1 protein-coding gene is annotated in these 26,964 nt (G+C 60.7%); it reads right to left on the bottom strand.

Features of this window, described 5'->3' with window-relative positions:
• Positions 1–6 precede the first annotated feature (6 nt).
• Positions 7–26,913 carry an LEPR-XLL domain-containing protein gene (locus BMX75_RS14415; RefSeq protein ID WP_092829076.1) on the bottom strand — a complete coding sequence of 8,969 codons (26,907 nt, stop codon included), beginning with the start codon at positions 26,911–26,913 and terminating at the stop codon, positions 7–9.
• Positions 26,914–26,964 lie beyond the last annotated feature (51 nt).

Here is a 26,964-nt window from a genome sequence, read left to right on the forward strand (position 1 = left end):
TGCGCATTACGACTCCTCATCACTTTGGCCGGTTGAGAACTTGCTAATGCGCTGCCAATCTTCCGCAGAACGCTCACGGCGAAGTTCGTCGAGGCGCGTCTGATGCTGATACTGAGAGGCATTCGCGGGTCGCTGAGCAACGCCCCAGCCACTGGCCGTCGCCACTGCCGCTGCCAGGCTAACGCCCAATGCCGCACTTGAGACCTCGCCATTATCTTCCGACTCTGCCAGGGCATCGTTCTCGCCCGTCTCCTCGTCGATCCCCTCAAGCGCTTCTTCTTCGGAGGTCTGCTCGGCGTCGTCGGCGACCGACTCATCCTGTTCCGGCGCTACCTCCTCTATTGGGATAATATCTTCCTGTAGTGCCTCCTCAGTCATGTCCTGCGACGGTTCAGCGTCGATTGTCCGCGTGGTGATATCAGCAGCCACTTCCGAGGCGATCGCGGCACGGGTCCCGCTGTCGCCGACACCATGCTGCCGCTCGACCCAGTCGTCGATCAGCGCACGCAGCCCGTCCAGGCCCTGGATCGGCAGCCCAGGACGAGCCAAAGACCCACTGCCGATCTCACGACCACCAAACAAAGCGTCCGGGGTGAGATCCTGCCAGGACCGCATCTCTTCCTCGACGTCGGGCTCGAATTGATTGTCAGTGTAGACCTCCTGCTGCACCTGACGAATCAAGTCGAGCCGCCCCTTGGCCAAGGTCACCACAGCAAGAACCTGCTCGGCCTCGTTAGCACCGCTGACCTCAATGCGCACTCGGCCAAAATCACCGATCATAACGTCACGGCCAAAGTTGCCATCGAAACCATCGTTGCCACCACCGCCGATGGCGACACTGCGCCCCGGCCCCAGACGCAGGGTGTCATTGCCTCCCTCGAAGTGGTTGTTAGTCTCGACCACGATCTCACTGGCCGAGCGGGTCACTAGGCCGAAGTCGCCGAGCAGGATATTGTTGCCCCCCGCTGAAGCGTCGAGTTTGTCATCCCCCGGCCCGCCAATCAGAATATCGCGATCCACACCGCCCATCAGGGTGTTATTGCCGCCCAGGCTTGTCGCTCTGGTTTCGGCCAGCACGTAGCGGCCATCGGCATTGCTGCGGATCTCGCCCAGGTCGCCGATCACCACGGTCTCGCCGCCGACGTTCCTGACTCTATCGTTATCCACCCCGGCGATGATCTGGTCGTCGCCGTGACCGGTGGTGATATGGTCAGTCCCGCCGGTCCCGCTGCTTATGTCGAGGCTCTCGACCCTGGCGCGGGTGCCGTCAGCGTGGGCGAAAATGCGACCGTTGTCGCCAACGATGACGTTATCGCCGCCAGCAGCATCAATTATGTCGCCGCCGAAGCCGCCGAGGATCCAGTCATTACCGGCGCCGGCGGTAATGGTGTCATCACCGCCGTGGCCATGGTGGATAGACGTGAAGCTGACGATAGTGCCCTGGGCGTCGAACAGCGCCTCGGCGTGGTCGCCAGCGACCAGGTTGTCGCCATCGCCCACCTCGATGGTGTTGTCGCCATCGCCACCAATCACCAGATTGTCACCGTCGCCCACGGTGATATCGGCATCGCCGACAGCCCCAGGATCGGTGCTTGTCGCCCAGACCAGATGGCCCGCCGCATTCCACTCCAGTTCACCCGGCTGGCTGACGACCACGCTGGACTGATCGCCAATGGTCACATCGCTGTCGCCTGCTCCAGAGAGCAGGGTCGTCTCACCGGCATTGATGACGACATAGGCTGAACCACCGATTCCCGGGTAGGTGCTGTGCATGTCAAGCAGGGTGCCGGTATCGTCCCAGTGCATTTCACCATTATCCGCCAGGATACGATGCTCACTCTGCTGCGACGCCGCGGTGACCTCGAGGTCGAGATTGCCGCTACCGCCGGCGAACAGCAGGTTTCCACTCTCGAGGATGACGCGGTTATGGGTGGCAAGCGTCGGCGTTAGCGTCACCAGCGAGCGCAGGGTGCCATGGGCATCCCACTGCACTTCGCCCCGGCCGCCCAGCACGGTCTGCTGAGTGTCGTCACCGGCGGCGTTGATCTCGATAAGATCGTTGCCGGCACCGCCCAATACCACATTGTGACCACCGTGCAGGGTGATGGCGCTGTCACCGGTTCGTGCCCTGAGCTCAGCGTCCGTCGGCGGGACATCTCGCTCCGCCGCGAGGCGTGAGGTGGCCTCGACCAGCACGCCCTGCTCCCAACTGAGGGTGCCGTGATTGGCCAGCACCACCGAACTCAGCAGCGCCGGGTCGAGGGTCGGATCGACGCCGCCGGCCGGGCCCGCGGTGATGGTATCGCCGCCCTCTCCACCGACCAGCACATTGCGGCCACCGCCGCCATGCAGCTGACTGGCTTGGCCATGCTCGCTGGGCAGGGTCACCAGCTCGGCCAGCGCCGTCAGCCGGTTAGTCTCGGCCAGGACCACACGGGCATGGTTACCCACCAGGGTATCGTTGCCTTCGGCGCCGAAAAGCTGGTTGGCGCCACTACCACCCAACAACAGGTTATCGCCACCCTGCACCTCGAGGTGGTTATTGCCATAACTGGCAGGGTCGGTAGTTCGCACCTCGACCACCCGCTGGCTGTTGAGCAGGCGCAGGTCGTTCGGTCCCTCGGCGGCGTCGAGCAGGATCTCACCGTGGTCGCCGATCAGGATATCGTCGCCGCGGCCACCGATCAGGGTGCTGTCACCGGCCGCCAGGCGGTCACCGGTGGCATGCTCGACATCCGCTTCGGCGCTGTAGAGCGTCATCACTTGCTCGGCCATGCTCAGCCGCACCGAGAGATCGACATCGATGCTGCCGTTGCCATAGAGATGATTGTTGCCACCGGCGCTGGCATCCAATGTATTGCTGCCACCGCCGCCGAACAGCTGGTCGTTGCCGCTGCCGCCGATCAGGGTATCGTTGCCGCTGCCCCCCACCAGTACCACGCCCCCAGTGGCACCGCTGGCATCCAGCAGGTTGTTGCCAACGCGGGTGAAGGGCTGCGCCAGCTCGCTGGGATCCCCACCCTCGGCGCTGTAGCGTTCGCCGCTGCGCTCGGTATTGCCGAATACGATTAACGGCAGCTGCGCATCATAGCCACCTTTGACGATAATATGGTCGCCGCCCATGCTGCCATCGGCGAGCAGCGAATTGCCGCCGCCGTGCACCGCGGTGAGCGGCATCTCGCGGATCACCCGAGCGGCCTGGGGCATGTCTGCCATGGGACGGTCCAGCACCAGATTGCCGTTGATATCGATATCCAGGATATCGACGCGCTGGTCATCCAGCAGCAGGGTGTCGCCGCGGCGGAAGCCGTCGTCGTACCAGTCGCCACCATCGTCGCGCACGAGCAGCGCCGCACCGGCACTGTTCTCGCCGATCGAGTAGTCGCCCTCGTACACCACGGCGTCGACATCGAGATCGATCTCCAGGGTGTTGTTGCCGCTGCCCAGCAGCAGCTCCACGACGCTGAAGCCGTGGTACTCGATACCACGCTCGGTGGTAATGGTCACCTCGTCGCCCTGGGCATTGGTATAGCGCTGCTCCAGGGCATCGCCAGCTCCCATCCCCAGGCCACTGAGGAAGGTGCTGGTCAGCACGCCGTCGAGATCGGCGGCGCTAGCATCAGCGTGCAAGGTTAGGGTATTGGTATCCTCGTTCTCCGGAGCGACCTCGCCGAGATCTTCGTCATCGCTCTCAAGGTACTCGGCACGCTCGTAGGGCAGCATGATGGCGTCATTCAGCGAACGATCGGTATCGCTGGTGCCGCCTTCGAGAATCAGCGGGCCCTGAATACGATCCAACACGTTAGGCTGAAGCCGGAAGTTCATGTCATTAAGGGTATTCTCCGCTGGCACGTAGTAGGTGTCGGCGCTAACGCCGATCTCGACCCGTTCGCTCCAGTTGTCGGCATCGAACACCACCGCCGGGGCCTCGACCCTGGTCAGGGTCAGCGATCTGTTCTGCTGACCACCGAAGTCGATCTGCGCCTCGTTGGTGAGGTGCAGGGTACCGTCTTCGACGTTATTGACCTTGAAGGTACCGTCCAGCATCTCGCCCTCGGCGTCGGCCAGCGACAGGTACATGCCGACGTTGAGCCCCAGATCCTGCCAAGTCCCCTGCTCGAGTACCAGGCGCGGCCCGGCGTGGGCACCGGGATACACGGCCACCCCAATCTCCTCGTCGAGCACGCTATCCATGATGATGCGCGCATTGTCCTGCCAGTCGAAGCGGGTCAGACCGTCGCTGTTGAGACGCACCTTGACCTCATCCTCGGGCTGCTGGGAGAGCCGCAGGAAGTAGCTGTCGGTGCCGCCTTCAGTGGTCACGCGGGTGCTGCCGTCGCTCTGCTGAACCACCAGCGAGGGACTATCGTTGTCGTAGACGCTGACTCGCACAGTGCCGAACTCAACGTCGTGGAAGGTGGAGTCTTCGCCCGCGGTCGAATCAACCGAGAAGCCAACCCGGGTATCCAGGCGATTCTGCACCTCATTGTCGTCAATGGCCTTGATCTGGATGGTGCGGGTCTCGTCCCAATTGTCGGCGGTAAACTCGATGCCGTCAGCGATCGACGTGCCATCCGGCAGTTGCGCTTCCAGTCGCTCGTCCATCTCCAGGTGCACGGTCACGGTCTCGCCCGCTTCAGGTGCCGACGAGAGGCGCAGCTCGAAACTGCTGCCCGGCTCACCGAAGTCATCCCCTTCGATCACCTGCAAGCGATCGTCGTTGGGCACGCCGAACACCAGGTCCCCCTGACTGCTGTCGTAGACGGTCACCATGGTGTTGTTGATGGCCTGCTGCTCCAGCGCCTGCAGCGCTTCGGGCAGTGCGCTGTCGTCGCTCATCTGCGCCCGTGCCAGATAACTCACCGTCACCTCACGGGTACCGCTGACCAAGCTGTCTTCGGGCGCCTTGACGTAGAGGCTCTGGCGGTTTCCGTCACCGTCCACGGCAACCCAGCCGTCATCTTCGTCGTAGACAAAGTCGACGGTGAGCGCCTGCCGATAGTCGCCGTCCTCTTCCAACGCTAGCTTGACGGTCTCGGCATCGGCGCTCTTGTTGCGCAGATTGGTCGAGGCCATCGCCGCGGATACGGTCAGCGTTACGACGGCGCCGTTGAACTGGTCACCCTTGGGTAGTGCCAGCGACAAGTCGAAGAAATCCGCCGGGCCGCCCTGCACCACGCGGGTGCCGCCATCTGGCTCGTCGACGACTACCGCGCCGCGGGAAGGGTCAGACACTGTAACCGGAAGACCATCCGCCAGCAGGCTGTTGTACTCGTCATCCTCGGAGCTGATGGTGTGAGTCACCAGACTGCTACGCCCTTCCGGATCGGCGGAGACCACGCTACCGGTGACGTCGCCACCGACCACGAAGTTGCTGCTGCCGACGCCGCCGATCAGCTCGGTGACCACGTCGGGGCTGGTGCTAAGCACGAAGAAGGTGTCGTCGCCCTCCAGGGAGTCGACCCGCACCCGCTGAATGTTGTCGAAACCGATGTTGAGGCCGGCCCCGAACACCCCGTCCTCGGTGATCACGAAGTTGTCGTCGAGCTCGGTGCCGAGCACGGTGGTGGTGTTATATCCAGCACCACCGTCGATGCTGAGCGGAGCATTGATGTTGTACTCAATATTGTCATCACCACCGCCAGCATATATTTCGATGTCGTCTTCGGCGACGAAGGCGCGGACGATGAAGTCGTCGTTGCCGTCTTCACCTTCCATGCGCAGCAGCGCCTTGTTGCTGTAGACAATGAAATCGTCGTTGCCATCACCACCATAGATCACCAGCGCTTCGCTGTTACCGTAGCTGAGATAGCCCTGAGTGGTTTGTGTGACGTTGATCTCATCTGCTTCCCCGCGGATTCCGGAGAGGTAGTTGCCATCTCCATCCTTTGCGTTGGGGTCATCGGTAAAGATTTGGCCAACCTGAAAGCGATCGTTGCCGTTGCCACCGTCGAGGGTCATCAACGCCGAGGTGTCGTCGACCACGAACACATCGTCGCCTTCATGGCCGTTGACGGTGACCCGGCCGTTCATGGTGTCGTCGTAGTTGATGCGCTCCACCGCCGCACCTTCTGAGACCCCGCTATCGCCATCGCCCTCCATTCGGGCAATAAAATTGAAGCGAATCAGGAACAGGTCCTCGTCAGCATTGCCTGCATCGCTCAGGTCACGATCCAGATTGCCGTCGTAATTGTCATAGCCGCGCCCCTCGATATACAGGAAGTCGACACCCTCGTTGATCGCGCCGCTGTCAGCGACGGTGATCTCGTAGTTGGCACTATCACCCTGGCGGGTAACAATGCGGTAGACGTCGCTTCCGGCGCCGCCATCCAGGGTCAGCAGTTCATCGCGGTCATTGAGTTCGACTACCGTGAGCAGGTTATCATCGCCGCCGCCGAGCAGTTGGATCTCGCCGAGCAGCTCATCGGCTTGCAGCATCAGGTCGTCGTCGCCGGCGTTCCCGTTTAAGACCATCTCGCCACCTGTGGCATCGATGCGGCCGTGCACACGCAGCGCATCGTTGCCATCACCAAGCTGTATGTCCAGACGATCAATGATGCGGTGGTTGCCGTCGAAGGTTACATGATCATCGTCCTGGCCGCCGGCCACTTTCAGGTAACCGGCCTCGATGCGGCCACTGAGATAAACGCTGTTGGTGCCATCGCCAGTCAACACATCGACGTCCGGTGCCTGTAGCAGCACGTCGTCGCCCAAGGTCCATACCTGTCCCTGGGTATCGCCGCCTTGCAGCAGGATACGCTGGCCAGCACTCAGGGTACCGGCGACGAGCTGGGCGAATCCCTGCTTTCCAGAGGCGGTGCCGGTCTTCGGCATCTGTAGATTCAGCTCGATCGCTTCGTGGGCGTCCAGCAACACGTCATCATCGATGACGATACCTTCGGCGGCATATACCAAGATACTGCCCTGTTCGGCAACCACCTGAACACCGTCGGTGAAGGTGATCACGTCGTCTGTGTCGCTGTCGTTGGAGGAGAAGGTGATGTCGCCCTCTCGGCTGATCACGTCCTGAGTTACGTGAATCGGGCTATTGGCGGTGATCTCGATGCTGTTCTCAGCGACCATGCCGCTCTCGGCGATTTCCAGCTCGCCGCTATTCTCCAGGTACACAAAGCCCTGGCGCGACTCACCCTCAAGCACCCCCATCCGGGTGGTGATCACCTTCAACTCCGTGCCGATGTTCTGCTGGGCAATCAACCGCACCCCGAAGGTCAATATATTCTCTCCCTCCCCATCCTTCAGGGCATTGAAGATATTACCCTGCTCCGAGAAGATCAGTGCAATGGTGTTCTCGCTGCCTGCTTCAACCTGCCCAAGCCGCAGGTCACCGCTGCGATTGAGATCGTCGGACCCCAGCACCTCACGCACGAAGACCGTATTGGCCGCATCAATATCCAGCCGACCCACCTCATCGTCGGTCATGATTGCCAGCAGGCGGTCGGCCTCACCGACACCGCCGATACGCGTTTCCAGCCGCAGGGTGGTGGCCTTGACGTCACCGGCCAACTCATTGCCGTTGGTGCCGACGATCGACTGCAATGCACGCAGATGGGCATGCTCACTCGCCTCGATAAAGCCGATGGACATGCTGGCATCCACGGTATCGAGGAAGATGTTGCCATCTGCCTGGGCATCGATCACACCGCCCGGACGGGTGGCAAACTCCAGGAAGTTCCCGACACTGCCGATGTCTTCTCCTGCGATCAAGGTGATGTTGTTGGCCAGCATATTGATGAGATCGTGATTGAGACCATCGACAATGCTGCCATCGGCGCGAAGCACTACGTCGCCGCTTTGGGAGTACATGGTGCCCACCCGCAGGTCGCTATCCAGGGCACGCAGGAAGATGCCATCCTGAGCGCGGGCAGTGACCGTGGCACCTGTCTGAAGGTCGAGCTGTAGAGGAGCATCGGCATCGGTTCCGATCTGGCCATTGGCAGCTTCAAGTACCAGGTCGCCACTGCGCAAGACCAAATCACCGGAAAGGGTCTGAGCGGCCAGAATGCTGCCAGAGACCTTGATGCGAGCATCGGCGCCGGCCTCCATCTTGACGAGACGAATACTCGCCTCGCCCTCTTCTGCATCGGCGCCCAGATACACGGACCCACCGGCCTCGACAAAGACCTCGCCGGTGTTGTTAATGTTGAAGTCTTCAACCTGACTGATGGCGATGAATTGAATGACGTTGATCGGATCGCCGTTTTCGTCGATCTCCACCGCGGTCTGCGGGTCGAGCAATACCGTAGCGAGGCTGACGTCAACGCCCGACTCAGCGACCACGTCCAGCCCGGTCTCCAGCACCAGCTCAGCGCCATCCACTGAGATGATGTCGTAATAGAGCCCATTTTCGGTGACGTTAAGGGTGCCACCGTCGATATCCAGGCTTTCTCCGGCCTGGAACCAGGTGGTATCCCAGCCCTGGCCGTCGTTGCGCTCCAGGGTGACGGTAGTTACACCATCAACGGTATCACCGACAACGAAGTTGACATTGGCATCCTCAGGCGCGTGCTTGAGATAACTCACATCCTGACGCTCTGCGGCGGAAAGCAGCAAGCGCTCTTCATCCGAAAGCCCGGCCAGGCCGTCTGACATGTCGAGCACTTCACGGCCATTGGCTACCCCTATATCGCCGCCGGCAATCAACGTGATATCGCCCAATGGTGACTCGACATTAGCCGCCTGAATTTCCGTGCGGGTGCTGGTGGTTTCCTGGAGCAGCCCGGCGCCAATGAGAGAGAGCAGCTCCTGCTCAGTCCACTCCTTGACCGAGGACTCGATATTCGCCTCCTCGGCAGCGGTCAACGTCGGCGTATATGCCAGATCTCGTAGATCGGTGGCAGAACCGTCATCTTCGACACCATAAACCGTATGCAGCTGACGATAGACACTGGTGCGATCCTCGGCGATACCGTCGATACGCGCTTCCAGAGCCGTTTCATCATCTTCTAGCGCCGGATCCAACTCCTTCAGCGCATCACGATAAGCATCCCGCTCATTGTCAGTGAGGATCACTCCCTGGTTCTCGTCATACTCAACCACACGACGATAGGTCAACGACTGCCCCACGGCCAGGCCAGCACCCGCCGCCACAAGTCCGTCGCCGGTAATGTCGGTGAGGCTGTCAAAGGTTATAACAGTGCCACTATCATCAATGAGGCGATGCTCAGCACGGAAGTCATCGGCATCGATATCCGGCGTCGACAGCACCACCTCCCTCAAATCGCCATTCTCGTCCTCGATCCCGAGCAGCAGGTTGCCGTCATCGACTGCCTTGACGTGGTAGGTCTTGCCGTCCTCGAGGCCACTGATAACGTCCTCGCTGGTGGCATAGCGATAGTTCCAGTAGGTCTGATACTCATTGGCCTTACGATGCTTGAGCTCATCCTTGGCGTCGGCTATACGACCGCCGTCCTCGCCGGGTATGAGACCCATGCGATCCCAGACGCCCTGCAACTGCTCAATGGTGCGCTCGTCGCGGCGACTGTCATCGTTGCGGTCAAGCAGGTCGCCGTCAGCCTTGAGCCACACGTCGCCTTGGCTGCTGGCAACCCGCTCAACGCCCAGATCACCACTAACCTGATGCAGGGCGATATTGTTTCGTGCCTCAGCGTTAAGACGGCCTTCGCTGGATTGCTGGATCAGCAGCGGGCTGGCCGCACCAGAGCCAATACTGCCCCCAGAGGTCAAGGTGATATTGCGGCCCTGCACGTTAGCGTCGGCATCATCAGGCAGGCTGCCAGCGAGCAAGTCGCCAGCAGCGTCAAGGCTTACATCGCCGCCGGCATGGGCGCGCTCGACAACGATATCGCCATTGAGCTGGTTCACGTTCAGGTTGCCACGTGCGGTGGTCGCATCCAGACGCAGCGGCGGTGCACTTGCGGCATCCGGCCCTAGGCGGTTATGCAGATCGATGGCGCGCCCAGCACCAATGCCATCCTCAGCGCGTAGTATTACTTCAGCCCCGCTGATACGAATGTCACGACGTTGATCGTCGGCCTGACGAATCGCGCCCTGGCTGGTCACGCTGCTCGTGCCGTTATGATTGGCCAGATCGCCGATCAGTACCACATCACCTTGAGAATCAACGTTGAGAGTGCCGGTCTGATTGCCGATAAAGTTAATATCGACGTCGCGGTTAGCCACTATAGAGTGGGTGTACAGGACGACATCCTGCTTCTCCTGCACAAACTTGGCGTAGTTGGTCTTCTTGCCGTACCAGGTGCTCTCCGACCACTTGCGCACCTGTTGAACGTCACCCCACTCGCCATCGCCCTCACCGTCTGGCGGAGCAATTTCTCGTTCGCTATATTCGTAACCGCTCTCACTGGCGTCGGTATAAAAATAGGACAGCGCGTCCTGCAGCTCACCCTTACTTACCTCTGGCTCACCCTCCCATTCAATGTTTTCGGGATCGGCAGCGAAGGCATTGATACCCGCCCAACTGCTGGAGCCTTCAACGGCATAACGGCGCTGTGTTCTATCCTCGGATACGCTGAAGCCGTATCGGGCATCGCCATCAGGGCTGAAGGTATAGGTATTGTTGCCATCTGGATCGTAGAAGTATTCATGCAGCCCGGTATAGGCGTCGTCGATGCGCAGGTAACCCTCACCCGGCCGACTGACGTCGAGGTTACCTACCGCCAGTGTGTAGTCCGTGTTGTTAATCACATCAATAGTGCCGTAGCCGCCCAGCACTTCGAGCAGACCATTGCCGGTATTGACCACATGCCCAGTGATGTCCAAGCGGCCGCCTTCGATGGCGATATTCTCGACTTCGATCTGGCCACTGCGCGGGTTAAAGGTGACCAGAGCCGTACCGCTGGAAGAGGGCAAAGTGATGTTACTAGTACTGCCACTAGCAATGTGATTGGCAATCCGCTGAGCATCCGCATGACCGACCTCAAGCCGATAGCTATCTTGGCCGGCGCGGATGTAACCATTGAGGTTGACGTATTCGGCATCGATCACGATCACGCCCGCCGAAAGATTCGGTGAACTGCCACGACTGTTCTCAATGGCTGAAAGCGCATCGCTGTCGAGCTTGCCGGCACCACGGTCGCTATCGGCATTGACTGCTTGAGCATCGGGGTTACCCCCGGGGTTGAACTGCGATAGCCCGCGTACCGAGATCTCACCCGCCGAAGAAAGCACCAGGTTTTCGGCCCGCATTTCTCCCTCGATCTCCAGCGAGCCGGCGGCGTAGGAGACAATCTCGCCGGAAACGTTGCGGGTAATGCCATCCGATGCATAAAGAATGCTGGAGGCAGGGGCACTGTCGTAGGGAGTCCGGTCATAGAGCGCAGCTTCAAGGGCAACACTACCTAGATCTTCCAAGCCCAGGCCGCGAATCAATGCATTGAGTACCTGCTCCTGTGTGCCGTCATCGGGGTTGAAGTTAACCCCGTAGCTGTTGACGATGGTGATACGTGGAGTCGCCTCGTCACTACCCGCCGTGTTGAGCCCGGTGATATCGGCGGTTAGCAACTCATTCAAGTCATTGATGGCATCAGCGCTATCCACTTCGGTCAGGTTGAGGTAGAGCCCACCCACGACCTGAGGAATCTCGGTATTACCCATTACCATGCGCGAGGGCGCAGTATTGAGGATGGTGACACTGGCATCCCCCGGGGCGTCCACCTCGCCATGGCCGGTGAGATTATCGGCAAATACATAAACGGTGCCGGCCTGAGCCCAGACATCGTCAATAAAGACCGTCAGCTGGTCGACTTCGTTGACGATCAGCGTGCCATCGGACTGCCGCTCACCGAAGCCCTCGTCGACCAGACGCTGCTCGATCCGCTCGATCTCGTTTTCATAAAAGGTAACCAACTGCTGATTGCCGGAGTTTCGATACAGCGTGTAGCGCTCGCTAAGGTCTTCCAGCTCCTCTACCAGTTCCGATTGGGCGCGCGAATAGCCGACACTAAAGCCGATATCGTCGTAACCGTCGCGGGCTTGCACGAAATCGCCGGCGCCCCCGGAGAACAAGGCATCCAGGTCATTTTCCTTGGCTGTTATTTCGGCCTGCTTGGCATCGACTTCATCTTGCTTGTCGTTGACTTCTTGCTCTTTATCATCGATCTCAGTGTGTTTGGCATCGATCTCACCCTGCTTGGTATCGATCTCACTCTGTTTGGCATCAACCTCATCCTGCTTGGTATCAACCTCACCCTGCTTGGCGTCGATCTCACCCTGCTTTTCATTGATATCATCTTGCCTGGCTGCTATGTCATTGTCCTTTTGTTCTAGCTGGTTGGTGAGCTCATTAATTGCAGATTGATCGTCCGGATCATTCTCATCGAGAGCATCCAACTGCTCCTGGAGATCAACACGCTCTGCCTCCAGATCCGACAGCACATTCTCTAGCGCCGCCTTGTCGTCTTCAAGATCGTCGAGCGCCGCTTCCAGCAATGCCAGCTCGTCTTCTAGATCTGCAAGAGTAGCCTCCAGCAGCTGCATCTGGATATCCAGCTCGGCCAACTGGTCTTTCAAACCGCCCAGTTCAACGCCCAGCGACTGTCTTTCCGCCAACAGGGGCTGGAGTTCGGCACGCAGCTCATCCAGCGCATCATTGATCACAGAAGCTTGATCATCGACGTTAGTCATCTCCAGTATCAGACGCTGATCGCGGTCGATGCCGGTTCTTATCAAGCCGTCGATGTTCACCAGGGCGTCAGACTCGGTGATGACATCGCCATCCAGGATTTCGCTCCCCCCGTCGCTACCAAGAGCTGCGTCGATGGCATCGCCCACTGCAGAAATCCAGCTCACCCCCTTGGCTTGGGCATTCATGTCACTGAAGCCGAAGCGCTCGGTAAACAGGGTCACATCACGGGCACTCACCAATTCAGAGCCGCTCTGGATGTCGATGCGATGAGTCTGATTCATCATCGCCATGGCATTAAGATCCTCAATGGGGATCAAGCTGCCAGCAAAGCTGTCCAGGCTCGCATTCAAGGCGTATTGGTCACGATTACCGCGGATGTCACCACCGGCGGCGAAATTGACATCACCAAACGCCGTGGCGCTGGCGCCTTCGGCTATCACGATACGGTTGGTCGGGCTAAGGATCACATTAGCACTCCCCACGCCGACGGTGGCGGCCCCATAGGTATCCATCAGCAGCACTGCGCTTAAATCCGCAGAGCCTCGCGCCGTGGCCACAAGCTCACCTGCGCTTAACAGCTCAGCGTTGTCATGGATCAACACGCTGGCGGCCATGTCATCGTCGCGCAGATCTGCCGTCAATCCGGCACCCGAGGCCAGCCCCCCGGCTGTGAGGTTGATCTGCTCGTAGAAAGTGATGTCGTTGAAGGCCTCTAGACGCAGATCGCCCTGTGTTGTCAGCAGCGAAGCCCTATCTCCTACCTCAACACGTGTATCGAGATCGAACAACGCATCACTGACACCGCCGGCACCTGCCACTGCACCACCGGCTATACCACGAATGGTGTCATCGCCAGCGCCTGCCAAGCGATCACGAATCACTGTACTATCGGCCAGCATATCGAGACTGTCGGCGCGCACTGCGGCGTCTGGCGATACCTCGGCCAAGGTATTCGCATTGATTCGGAAAATGGCCTCTGCCCCGGCACCCGCCAGCACGCCACCGGCAGCGGCCAATATCTGGCTTTCCATCTCGAAGGTCTGGTCAGCACGGATCAGTAACTTGCCGGCATCGGCATCGGTGCTGCCCGGTGAGGCACTGACCGATAGCGTCGAGGCACCCAGCGTGGCGGTCGTCGTAGCGGTTTGGGTCAGGCGATTGCTGGCGCCAGCACCCGCGGCGACGCCGCCGCTGCCGGCTAGAGTATAGAGCTCGGCCTGCTGATGGCCGGCAGCGTCTACGCTAACCCGCTCGGCGCCGATCAGGTGGCCATCGCCTATGCGCCCGCGGCTCTGGGTATTTTGACGCACGTCCACCACAGCCGCGCCGGCCGCAACGAGCCCGCCCACCAGGCTCGTGGAATGACCTTCCAGCGAAGTGCGCAAGTCAGTAGCTATACGTAAATGCCCCGCCAACTCAAGGTTGTTCTCGGTGTCAGTTTCACCTGGTGCACCAGAAGTGGTCTGGGTATCGCCGATCAAAGCATCGGCGCTAGTGTTGTCACGCAGGGTCACCACGGTGGCATTGAGGCCGAGGAGACCTCCGCCGGCCGAACCGGTGGCTTTGGCAGACAACGAGGGAGCCCCCCCCAGTAGCTCACTGCCCGATTGTACGGTCAGATTGTCGGCTCGTAGGCTGATATCACTATTGTTGTTGCCCGGCGTCCCCAAATGGGCCAACACCTGAGTCCCCAGGGTGCCGACCACTACCGAAGCACCTATACTCACACCGCCGCTGACCGCCACGCCCAGCGACTGGACGCTGATGCGCGGGGTGTGCAGCGCACTGATAACCACGTCACCCAAAGTAGACAGGGTTACACCACTGCCCACCCATGCTTCGACCTTATTACCAAGGTTGACGGTAGAGACATTGGCAGTACCTGCGCCGCCCAGGCCGGCCGCCACCGCGGCGACGGTCAAGTCGACCTTGTCGATACTGGCTGAGGTTACCGTCACGCTCTGCAGAAGAACATCGTCGCCGAGCACGGCATTTTCGCCAATCCAAGCCTGGGTGGCGCCACTAATCTCGATGACACCCACCGAAAGCCCCCCAGCCACAGTACCGATGCTGCCACCGGCGGCGAGGGCTTCATGGTTACGCTCTGCCGTTGCGCTGACGATGAGGCTAGCGGGATTATTGCTATCAATCGCGTCGACGAGGACGCCGCCATCTTCGAGGGATGCCTGCTGAATGGTACGGTCGAGAATGGTTGTACTTTGGCCACCCACTGCGATTCCCAGCGCGGCGGCACCGCCAACGGCTTCGAGATTGCTGTCGAACTCAGCATGGCTGGCTACGCGCACCTCGCCACCAGCAAGCAATACGCTGTTGAAACCAACGCCGGACGTCACCGCCCCGTTAAGTTCAAGCACGGCAATCGAGATGCCCACGCTGGCGGCACCTGATATGGCCGCCCCACCTGTAGCGATATTCACGTCCAGCACTTCTTGGGCATCTATCGTAATATCACTACCTGCGGTCAGGGAGACGTTGCGACCGACCGTCGCAGAGGTATCGCCCACGGTTTGCCCTGTTGCCACATCGAAGTCGACATCGAAGATGAGGTCATTGAGCGCGGCATTGGTGCTCTTGCGGTTGCTCTCGTTCTGGTTGCCAGCATCGCTCGGGATGTCGAAATCTTCTTCAAACTGAGCCTGTTCGTCAGCATCAAAGGTTTTGTCTTCGTCCTCAACGACCCCGGAATCATCTTCCGAGCTCTTCTCTTGCATTTCATACTCACCGGACTTCAGGTCAGCGAACGTTTTATCGATCAGCGAACTGAGTTCCTCGACCTCCTCCTGATTCTCTTGGCTGAGCCCGCTCCCCAGGCTAACCACCGAAATGGCCCCACTGATGCTCAGCGCCGCCGTGGCCGAGAACGCCACCGCAGTGGAGTTCAGCACCCGGTTAAGCTCGGCCTGCACATCCAGATGACGCCCGGCGGTGATCTGAGAGTGGTTACCAACGGTGGCACTGGTCCGCTCACGCAGCACCATGACGTCCACGGCGGCACCAGCACCGGCGCCACCCACTGCGGCAGCCCCCACGGCCTGTAGATAGTCTCCCGGCGCACTGCGCTGATTGATCAACGTGGTTGTGGTCGCCATCACCGCAACATCGCGACCGGCATTGAGCACGCTATGTCGCCCATCCAGGCTACCGACCCTGGCAACGGTCTCGGCATCAGACATCATCACCGACACTGCACCGGCCACTGCACCAAGCCCCGCCGCGCCAGTCGCCACCGTGATCCCCATATCCATCTGCTGGTTGGCATTGACCTGGATATCACCTGCGGCATCCAGAGACGTACCCATCACCTCGGCGCTGGCGTTGGAATTGAACAGACCCACGGCCAGACTGGCACCGACACCCACGCCTCCGCTGCCCGCCGCTGCCCCGGCGATAAAGCGCCCGCTGACGTCATTGACGGCGTTGATGTTGATATCAACCGCTTCCAGCGTCACGTCTTGCACATAGGCGCGGGTATTCAGCGCCATGCTCACCGCGCTGGCCGAGCCAGACGCTGCAACGCCGGCCGCACCAAAGCTGGCACCAATAACCACTGACAAAAAGTCGACACTCGCCCGCGCATCGACGGCGAGAGCTTCTTCCGCCTGCACCATGGTCTTATCAGCTGCGAAGTCAGAACCATCAATCCAGGCGTGAGTGCGATGACCAAAGAGATTGACATCCACCCCCACGGTCGCTGCTGCAGTCAAGTCCAGCGCTGCTGAGCCACCGCCGCTGTCGGCATCGGCATGATGCAAGGCGCGCACGACAACGTCCGCATCGCTGCTGACCTCGGCATTATCGATCCAGGCCTGGGTATGTCCATTCACACCATCCACCGTAACGTTAGCCGCCACAGAGCCAACGACACCGCCAGCGACCGCCACGGCCAGGGTCAGGAACTCCATATGGCTGGTGGCCAGCACTACCACCCCGCTGCGCGATTCAGTGCTCCAGTCGCCATCTCCCCAGTTGATGTTACGGTCACGCTCATCTTCATCGGTGCTACCCACTTCTGCGGGGGCGCCATCCCAGGCAAAGGCGACATCGCGTGCGCTGCCGTTTGCCCGCGCCAGAACCACCGCACCGCCGCCAATCCAGGCCTCAGAATTACTGCCCATCAGATCGACGCCAACGCTGCCGCCGATTGCCACAGCGCCAACCGCAACGGCACCCAGCTTGACGCTGCTGGTGTCGTTGGTGTCCGCATGCACCATCAGGTTGCCGTCAGCGATTACCGTGCCACCATTGATGCGTGCCTGGGTGGTGTTATTGATCAAGGAGCTGCCGGTAATGCCAGCACCCGCACCAAACGTGCCGTAGGTGACCCCCGCCAGCACCGCCCAGTTGGACGAGCGGGAGTCCGCCAAGATAACGATATCGCCGCCACCGGCGCCCGTCTGGGTGGTTTCCAGGGTGGCGTTGTGGCTGCCCGCGACGATGCTGTTCTGGATATCGTGATAGGCCACCGACAGGCCAGCCGCACCGCCTTTGACGGCGACGGTGAGCTGTGCACTGGCCGAATCGATGCGGCTTTCATCCTGCGCCACGATGAAAATGCTGCCATCCGCCGTGACCGTTGCTCCCTGGACGTCGGCGAGAATCTCCTTGCGGGTAAAGTTTAGCGAGACCGTACCGCTTAGAGCGGCCACACCGGCCACCGAGGCGCCCAACGTGTAAGCATTGATTTGCGAGGTCGATTCGGCGAGCAGGTCAACGTTGCCGCCTGCAGTCACCTGGGTGGCCGCGCCTTCGATAACCGCGCGCAGCCGGTTTGGCGCTGCGCTGGTCGGGTCATCCGGGTCCCCACCGATATAGTTGTAAGCAAAGTAGCCTGCCAGGGCCACGGCGCCGGCCCCTGCACCGCCCACCGTGAAGGCGTTCATGGCCAGGTCATCGGTGGCCTGCAGGCGTATATCGCCACCTGCATCAAGCTCGGCACCGTCTGCCACAACCGCTTCGAGATTGGTGCGCATCCAGTTCAGCGACAGGCCGCCGGCGACGGCCAGCTTGCCACCGCCCGCCCCTGATAGGGCGAAGCTCCATATCTGATCACCCGCCTCTGGCGTGGCGGGCCGATCTTCATCGTCTTTCTCTGGAGGAATCAAGTCATCGTCGACGTCGATGGAGGGCACGTCGGTGACACGTATAAGGGCTGACTGGACGTGGATATCGCCGTCCGCCGTGACTCGGGTATCGGCACCGTCAATCCTGGCGCTGAGAATAGACGCCATATCGTTGGTGGCCGATGCGCCGGCTAGACCCGCGGCACCGGCCCCGGCGGCGGCACCCGAGACGTTGATCATGATCGGGGCCACTGACGCGCTTACAGTCACGTGTCCCGAATCCGCGGCGCCGCCGGCCTTGGCGATCACGACGGCATCGTTACGGATCGCCGCCAGCACATCGTTTTGCATAAGGTTGATGCCAATCGAACCGGCCAGTGCAACCTTGCCCGCTGCGGCGCCCCCTGCGGTGATATTCAGCAGCTGCGCTTTGGCGTTTGCCTCAACCGTCACGTTCCCTGCGTTGGCAGTCACTTTTGAGTCGTCGATCACCGCAGCGATCTGGCCCAGTTTATAGCCAGTGGGGGCGCCCCCCAGATCGAGCATCAACATGTCTTCCGACGCGTCGACATCCTCGTCATCTTCACTGGTGTTCTCGATGGTACGCGAGGGGTCCGTGGGGTCACCGCCAAGGTAGTTGAAGGCGATGGCACCGCCACCGGCTAGCTTGCCGGCACCGGCAACGCCGAAGGCGAAATTGACCAGGCCCTTGCTGTCGTAAGCCTCGACGGTCACGCCACCACCCGCGGTGACGTCGGCACCGTTAACGATTTCCGCGCGCACCGACGAACGCATCCAATTGAGACCCACCGCGGCGGAGCCGGCCGCGCTGCCGCCGGCGGCACCGGCGATACTGATGTTAATGACCCCCGAAGAGAAGTCGAGGTTGGACATGTCGCGCGGGGCGATATCCGACTCCTCGTCCTCATCGAGATCGTCTTCGTCGTCGACCCCTTCGCTCTCGAGGTCAACATCACCGAGCCCGACACTGGCCAGGTCGAAGTCATCGTCATCGTCAGCCAGCCCCGCCAGCACATTTACATTACCACCAGCATCGAGACTGGCAGCGCTGACGCTGGCCATGATCAGACTGTCGGTCTGCGCCGTGCTGGCGCTGATGCCCCCGGCCACCTTGCCGGCTCCTGCGGCACCAATGGCAATCACCACCAGTACGGTACTGTCCTCAGCCTGGACGTTGATATTCCCGGCGGTGGTGATATCAGCATCTTCACCGATCTGCGCCAGCGTCTGGCCCGATACGCTATTGACGGTAATGGCACCGGCCAGGCCTACCTTGCCGGCGGCAGAGCCGCCGAAGGCGACCGACACTACCAGGTTCTCGCTAAGCGCTTCGACGGTCAGGAGGTCGGCAGTAATATCGCCGCCATGGATCAGGGCGCTGGTATCGTTATCGATAACGTTGACGCTGACGCTGCCGGCTAACGCCGCCTTGCCGGAAGCCGCGGCCGCCCCGCTGATAGCGATCAACTGGGTTCTATCGTAGGCGCCGACGTGCACCTGCTCTTCAATATCCTTCATCCGAGTATTACGCGACTCCGCCGTGACGCTGTTGGCGATCACGTTGGCCGATATGCTGCCCGAGCCGGCGACTTTTGCGCTCGCCCCGACGCCGATGGTGACTGTCCGCAGCAGGCCGGTATTGTTGGCACCGACGTCGACACTCTCCGCATTGAGCAGGCTGCTATCGACGACGCTGGCCTGGGTAGTATTGGTAATCACATTGACCGAAATGGCCGCGCCAAAGCCAACGGCCCTGCCCCCACCGAGTGCACCCGCCAGGCCCCAGATGCTGCTCTTGTCGTCGGCGTTAATCGCCACCTCGCCGCCATCAAGATTGAAGTGGCTGTTCTCGACCAAGGCCTGGGTGGTGTTGGTAATCACATTGACGGTGATAGTGCCGGCGAGGCCCACCCCCTTGTCGCTACCGCCGATGCCGGCCGACCCGGCCAGACCGATCATCAGGGCGTCGTTGCGCGCCTCCACGGTGAGCGCGTCCACATCAATGTCGCTATCCTGCTCGCCGAGATTTGCCAAGCGTGTCTCTACGTCGTGCCTCATCAAGGAGAAGGCTAGCGCCCCACCTACGCCCGCTTTTCCACCAGCCCCCAAGGCGCCGGCGATAATCACAGAATTGGCTGCATCGCGTGCACTCACCTCGACAACGCCCAGGGCGCCAGACTTGATGTTCAACAAGCGCGCATCGATGGTGCGCGTCGAGGTCAAGGCTGCACCGGAGGCGGCAAAGCCGAAACCTTTCTGGGTAGCGGCAATGGCAAGCCCGGCCGAGGCCATCACCGACCAGCCAAACCGCTCGGCGTCGATGCGCAAATCAGAGGTGGTGAGCTGGTCGATATCGCTCACGCTGGCGCGGGTCACGCCGTCCTGAATCGCCAGAGCCCCGGCGCCAGCCACCGCCACACTGACATCATCGCTCTCGCCACGCGCAAGGGTTGCGCCGCCGGACAGTACGCCAAGATGGGTGGCATCGTTGGCGGCAACCTCCAGGCTACCACTCACCTGGAGGCTTTCCAGGCCGGCCACCTCGGCGAGGGTGGTGTCATCGCCGATATGCACCACCATTGAACCGGTAATCCCCACCGCCACGCTGTTATCACTATCGCTGCTCTGGCTACCGGCGCCCTGGCCCAGCACGGAAGAGACGCTGCCGATCTCTTGATCTGACTTATCCTGGCTTCCTTTAAGACTGGATGAGCTATCACTACTGGCGTTGGCGTCAGGCTTGCTACCCGCCACACTACCCGCCAGAGCCATATCAACGATCACACCGCTGGTTCTGGCATCGACAAGCGTGTTGCCACCAACATGAACCGAACCGCTAATGCCATTGTTGTCGGTTCCCAACCATGCCTGGGTATCACGCTCCACCACAGAAACGGCAACGGAGGCGCCGATGCCGACGCTTTCGCTCTGCACTACGCCACCGGCGAGGCCAAACACATAGCTCTCATCGTTGGCGCTGACCCGCAGCGCCGGGCCTACAGGATCATCATTCTCATCGCGATCGACACCGCCATCACCAATCTTCAATGCCACGCCGTTGTGAACCCGCGCGGTAGTCTCGTTCAGTACTACGTTGGCAACACCGGTACCATTAAAGGCGAGATTAGCCGCCTTGCCGCTGGTGGCCCCCATGCCTACCAGCAGGGCCTCGTTGTGGGCGGATACATCGAGGCTATTGGCCACCAAGGAGACGCCCGACTCGATTTCCGCACTGGCACTGCCCTGCAGGACATGCACGCCTAGCGCAACACCAACACCCACGCCATCTGACTTGACGCCAGCAAAACCCGACTTAACTTTTTTCCAGTCGCTTTCGAATGCTTTTTTCCACTTCTCGCCGTTGGCCTCCGAAGCGCCAGCAAGCTTGGGCAGGCTAAAGTTGCCGACCATGGCAAAGAGGTGATTATCGTTGTGGGCACGCACGCTGACGTCCTGGTCGTCAGTAGGCGAAACATCGGCGAACTCGGCCTCGCCCACATTGATCGTCGCGCCTTCGCGAATGCGCGCATCGCTGTTTTGATTGAGCAGCAGCACATTGGCCGAACCGGAGATGGCAAGCTTGCTGCCCTCTGCCGTGGCCAGCGTCCAGCTATCAAAGCTACCCGGGAGACCCAAGTTCCCCGAGGTATAGCTGTCGAGTGTGGCAATGAACTCGTCGATGCGCTGTTCAAGGGGCGTACCGAGCTTCTCCCAGCGGTCTTCATCATCGAAATCTTCAGCGCTTAGATCGATCTCGCCTGCGTCGCCCTGAAACTGATAAACCTGCCCGGCCTCACCGCCGTTGACATGGTCATCGGCGACCAGGACCTTCTGGGCTTCTGCAAGGTTCGTCTCTCCCTCGGCACTAACATGGTCAAAGGTCTCATCGAGTTCGCCGAAGTTCTTGCCCGCCGTATAGAGATTGGCGCCCCACAGGCTCAAGGGGTCGACCGTATTAAGGCTTTCCGCCTCGACCGTCAGACTGCCCTTGGCGTTGAGGTCGACATTGCCTTCGATACTGGCGTTGGCATGATTGTCCAGCAACCCGAAGGCCATGGCGCCTGCCACCCCCACCTTGGCGGCATCTTTGCCTGCAATGGTGTCGTCTTTCTTCTCTTTCTTGCTCGCTTCCGCGGATTTTCCACCACTGACCGCAGAATCCTTTGGCTTAGATAGCGACTTGCCCAGCAGGGTATTGCCCAGCACTTTCTGACCGAAACTTTCCTTTTCTTTCTTTTTGTTCGGGTCGACCCCGGTGGCAGCACCGCTGGCGCTGACGGCCGGGCGGTGATCGCTTACCGCCTTCACCAGGACGCCGCCCGCCACCGTAATAACGCTGCGCTCGTCGTCATTCAGTATATTGCCGTCGCGATCGACGTCGGTACCAAGCCTGGCGTCGGCACGATTGATATCCACCGATACGGCAATGCCCGCGGCGACATCCGCCGTGTTGGACTTTTCATTGCTGTCGTCGGAATCAAAGCGCTTGCTGATAAAGTCGGGGGCCTTGTCTGAGGCCTGCTCTTTGGCCTTCTTGGTGATGGCCTCCCCTGTGGCCTTCTTGGCGTTGCCGAGGGTCGCCTCGGGCGATGCATCGCTACGGGTTTTCTTGATGCCGTCGAGCAGACTATCCGGGCCGCTGGGCTTTGATGTACCGGCACTGGCCGTGGTCGCACCATTGGCGTCGCCTTGCTCACTGTTAGCGGTCACGTTCAGATCGCCCTGTACCTCGATCTGGCCGGCCAGCTGCGCTTCGGTAACGCCGGTCGCCACGTTGACCGAAAGCGCAATGCCCACCACGCCTTTTTCGGGGCCGGACGCTGCCTTGGTCGTGCTGCTGTGAACGCTCGTAGCTGCCACGGTCAGATCGCCGCCCGACTCGATCCGGGCATCCTCCCAGACCATCACCCGCGACTCGCTGACGCGCACGCTCACCGCCACGGCGCCAGCGACGCCCTTCACGCCGCTGGGCGATGCCTCGACGTTCTGCACTGTGGTCACCGCACTGGTCAGGTCCACATCACCACCGGCCTGCAGGTCACCGTGCACATGCACATTGGACCTGGCGACGATGGTGCTGACCGAGACCCCCAGCCCCCACGCCTTGGTGGGCTTGATATCCGCCGTCAGCTCGATCTCGGATTGCACGCTGAGGCTATGTGTCGCGGTAATGGAGGCCTGTTCGCCAATATCGATCCTCGAGTCGGCGATCAGCGTGGAAATGCTGCCGAAGAACGACAGGTCCTGAATAAAGTCCAGCGCGGCATCGATGCCGCTGTCTATGAAGCCGAGGCCGGTACGCTCATTGAACCAGTCACGATCCGGGTCGACGATCCTGGCGTCCAGGGTGATATTGTTGCCTTCCAGCGCCGCCTCGCCCAGGGTCAGGGAGACATCGAAGAGCCCCACATCGACGAAGCTGTTGACCGGTGCCTGGAGTACGTCAGGGAGATGGGCATTGAGGGTGAGGTCGCCCTCACCGCTGTCGATAATGCTGCCGCCGTCGATATCCAAATGGCGTGCGGTCAACGTCAGCGACGCAGCTCCTTCGGTAAAGAGCTGCATGCCGTCGGTCAGGCTAAGCGATCCACTGGCACGCAGTTCGACATCATTACTGAAGGTATAGCCGCCGTCGAAGTCAGAACCGCTCAGGGTGCTATCGTCCGTCCAGAGGCCAATCAGCACACTCTCATCATTTTCAAGGGTGACTTCGTCCAGACCATCCAGGCGGTCGGCCTCGAGCTCGACGATGATGTCGTCGTCATCGGCTGCATCCACCGTGATATCCAGGAGACCTTTACCCAGCTCGATCAGGCTGCCACCGACGGTGAAGCCCGAGGTGCTGACAGACACGCCAGCTGCGTCGCCAAAGATCGAGAGTTCCGCCAGCGAAATATTGGAAAGCGTGCTGGTGACACTGCCCAGGACCAGCTCGCCATTGGTCAGTGTGATCTCCTCGTCATCTTCCTCGTCATCGTCGCTTTCCTCGACCTCATAGGACGTCCGTAGCGTGTTGCTCCCCTGGCCACCGTCCACCTCCTGCTCACCGCCGGCGATAATGATCACGTCGTCGCCACGGCTGCCGGTCAAGGTGTTGTCACCGCCCTCGCCAGCATCCAGCGTGACGCCCCGCGCGACCAGCTCCTGGCTACGCCATTCGCTGCCTTGTACCGTCATGCCCAGGGCATCGGTCAGAATCGCCGCCGTGTCGTCGGCCTCGATGGAGAAGTCGCCATCGCCACTGGTCAGGTCACGCACCACCAGGCGACCGCTGGCAGTGTCGATTTCGGCCTCGAGCAGCGAGTTGCCATCGGCATCCTCGATACTTTCCAACAGCAGGAAGAGGTGTTCAACCGTCAGGGCATCGGCAATATTGAGTTCGTGCGCACTACCGTCCTTGAGCGTGATGCTCAGCGTCGCGCTGGTCTGCTGGAGGTCACTCGTTTCAAGGGTTGCCAGGTAGGCCTGATAATCCTCGGCTTCCTCAAAGTCCTCTTCGCCCAGGAAGACGTCTCCAAGCGCCCCCAGGAAGTTAGCGATCTCGGCCGCATCGACCCCCTGCTGACGCATCAACTCGCTCAGCTCGGTGTACTCGCCGACACCGTGCCAACCGCTGGCGTCCAGGGTGTTGTCACCCGTGTCACCTCGCAGTGTGAGGCGTTCGATATTAATATAATGCGACGCCTTGCCGTCCAGCTCGACGCTATCCCCTTCGACACTGATCGACTGATCGGCGGTCGCCTGCACGATAAGGTGATCGACATCCGCCCCGCCGATGATGTCAACTTCCCCGCCGCTGACATGGATCGTATTGTTACCCGCCACCGCAGAGATCTCGGTCTCGCCCTGGCCGGCATAGAAGGTATCGTTACCGGCACCGCCTTCCAGGAAGACGCGACCCTCGAAGCCACTCGCATCGAGCACGGTATTGCCAAACTCGGCCTGCAGCGCGGCACCCTGGATATTCGTGTAGGCATCAATTCCGGCTTCCCGTTCGCGCTGCACGCTGGAGGCTACCACCTGGGCACTGGCACCCAGCAGCGCCACTTCCAGGCTATCTCGCGCCAGCGACTTGACGAAATCGCCGCTCTGATCAATCGCCATGAAGTCGCTGATAAAGCGTACTGTCCAGGCGACCTTGTCTTCGCCACCTTCGGTAAAGAACTCACGCGAGACCTGCAAGTTGCCCTGACCGATATCGCTTAGAGATTCCAGGGCATGCTGAACTTCCAGTGCGTCTGCCTGCATGCTCAGGTCAAGGGTTTCGGCGCCGTCATAGCCGAAGCTCACCCGCGCATCGGCGTCATAGGTCATCACCAGCCGATGCTCCTCGGCAATATCGCCGCGCAGCAGTTGGTTATCTTGCAGTTCGAGGTAGTGGGCGGTGCTGCCCATTATCACATTCTCTTCGCCACCGCCGCCGTCGAGGGTGTTGTTGCCACGATAGCCGTAGAGCACATCATTACCGGCACCGCCGGTCAGGGTATCGTTACCCAGGCCGCCCAGCAGAAGAGAGCCGCCATCGCCAGCGTAGAGGCGGTTGTCACCGTCCACCCCCTCCAGACGCACTGCGCCCCGGAAGCCTCGCGCGTCCAGCACATCGTCACCCTCACCGCCCACCAGCACGGCTTGCTGGACGCCTTCCAGGGTGAACGCTTCCCAGGCGTCGACGACACTCTCGTCTTCAGGGTCTTTGAGCGTGACCGACAGCTTGGCGGCATTGTCGTCATCGCCATCGCTGATGTCTTCCAGGCGCATGGTGACGTTGAAGGGGGACTCGACACCCACCCCTGCTTCGATGACGTTTTCGTCACCGCCGTTGCCTTGGATATGGCCGCCGCCCGGGCCAAGTAGAAAGCGGTCGCTGCTGGCGCTGCCCAGCATGGTGGTATTCGCCGCACTCTCGAGCATCTGGAAGGTGACGCCGCCGGGCTCGTCATAGCCGCTGGCATCCAGCGTCTGATCACTGCCCGTGGCGGACAGCACCAGCTCAAAGGGTGCCTGGTTGAACCTTAGCGTGTCATCGCCAGCCTCGGCAGTGATGCCACTCTCGTCGGAGCTCAGGGTGATATGGGTGGCGCGCTCCACCACGAAGGTGGTGTCGTTGACCTCGGCCCCCTCGAGACGAAACTCGTCGTCACCGCCGCGCGAGATCAGGGTGCTGATGCCCTCCCCTGTGATCAGGGTATCGTCACCGCTGCCACCGATGATCAGGTTGTCGCCATTACGCCCATCGAGGATGGTATCCAGGGCGTCATTCCGATTGTCGCCGATCAGAATATCGTCGCCATCGGTGCCGATCACATGGTCAAAGCCGGTAACGGACTGAAACCCTGTCGCGCTCTCATCCCCGAGGTTGACCTCCACCGGCGACACATAGTCGGAGAAATCGAGGATATCCCCAACTTTTCCTTCGAGCTTATCGATACCGGAAAAGGAGAGTTCGCCAAGCTGCAGATCCCCGGCGTCCAGCATCGACCAGCGTGCCTCATCGAGGCTGCTGGACAGCGTATGCGCGTTGGCGTCATCAATCGGCAGAATGGCGCCCTCAGACGTCTCGCGATAGGCCGCGGCATCGATGCGTGCGACCCCCGAGAAACTCAGCCACTCCTGATGATTCGCTAGCTCGGCATCCCCCGCCCCTGCACCGCTGACCGACCAGGCGGTATTCGCTTCAAGCCCCTCGATCCGATCATCCCCTTCGCCCCCCGCAAAGGTAAGCACCAGGCCCTGACTATTCGCCAGCGCCAGGGTATCGTCGCCATCCCCGCCGTTGAAATTCACTACCAGTCCGTTGACGGATTCACTCAGCAGGCTATCGTCAAAGCTAAGGCGGTCATTGTCGTCGCTGCCTTGAATGGTAATGCCGCGCTCTTTTGCCTCTGCCAAGCCGATACTGGAGAGCTCATCGTCACCATCCAGGAAATCGATCTGCTGAACGACGCCGTCCATCTCTTCGACCAATTCAAGATGCTGGCTGTCCTCCGACAGCCGCAGCATGACCTCGCTGCCCGACGCCAGCGCCGCCGACAAGGGATCGGCGGAGAGCAGCATGCGCGGCTCGAGGCCCTCGAAGACGAAGCGCGATTTCTGAGCCTGCGCGCGGGTCGCCTGGGTGCGCTTGCGGGTCAGCCTGGCGACCAGGGTGGCAAGTGGCTTGCGCATCGGGTGGAAGGGGCGATTCATGGCGATTCTCCTGGCGATCCGCTACCCGTCTGTGCTGGGGGCTGCACTGGG

This window comes from Vreelandella subterranea (assembly GCF_900111305.1).
GTDB lineage: Bacteria > Pseudomonadota > Gammaproteobacteria > Pseudomonadales > Halomonadaceae > Vreelandella > Vreelandella subterranea.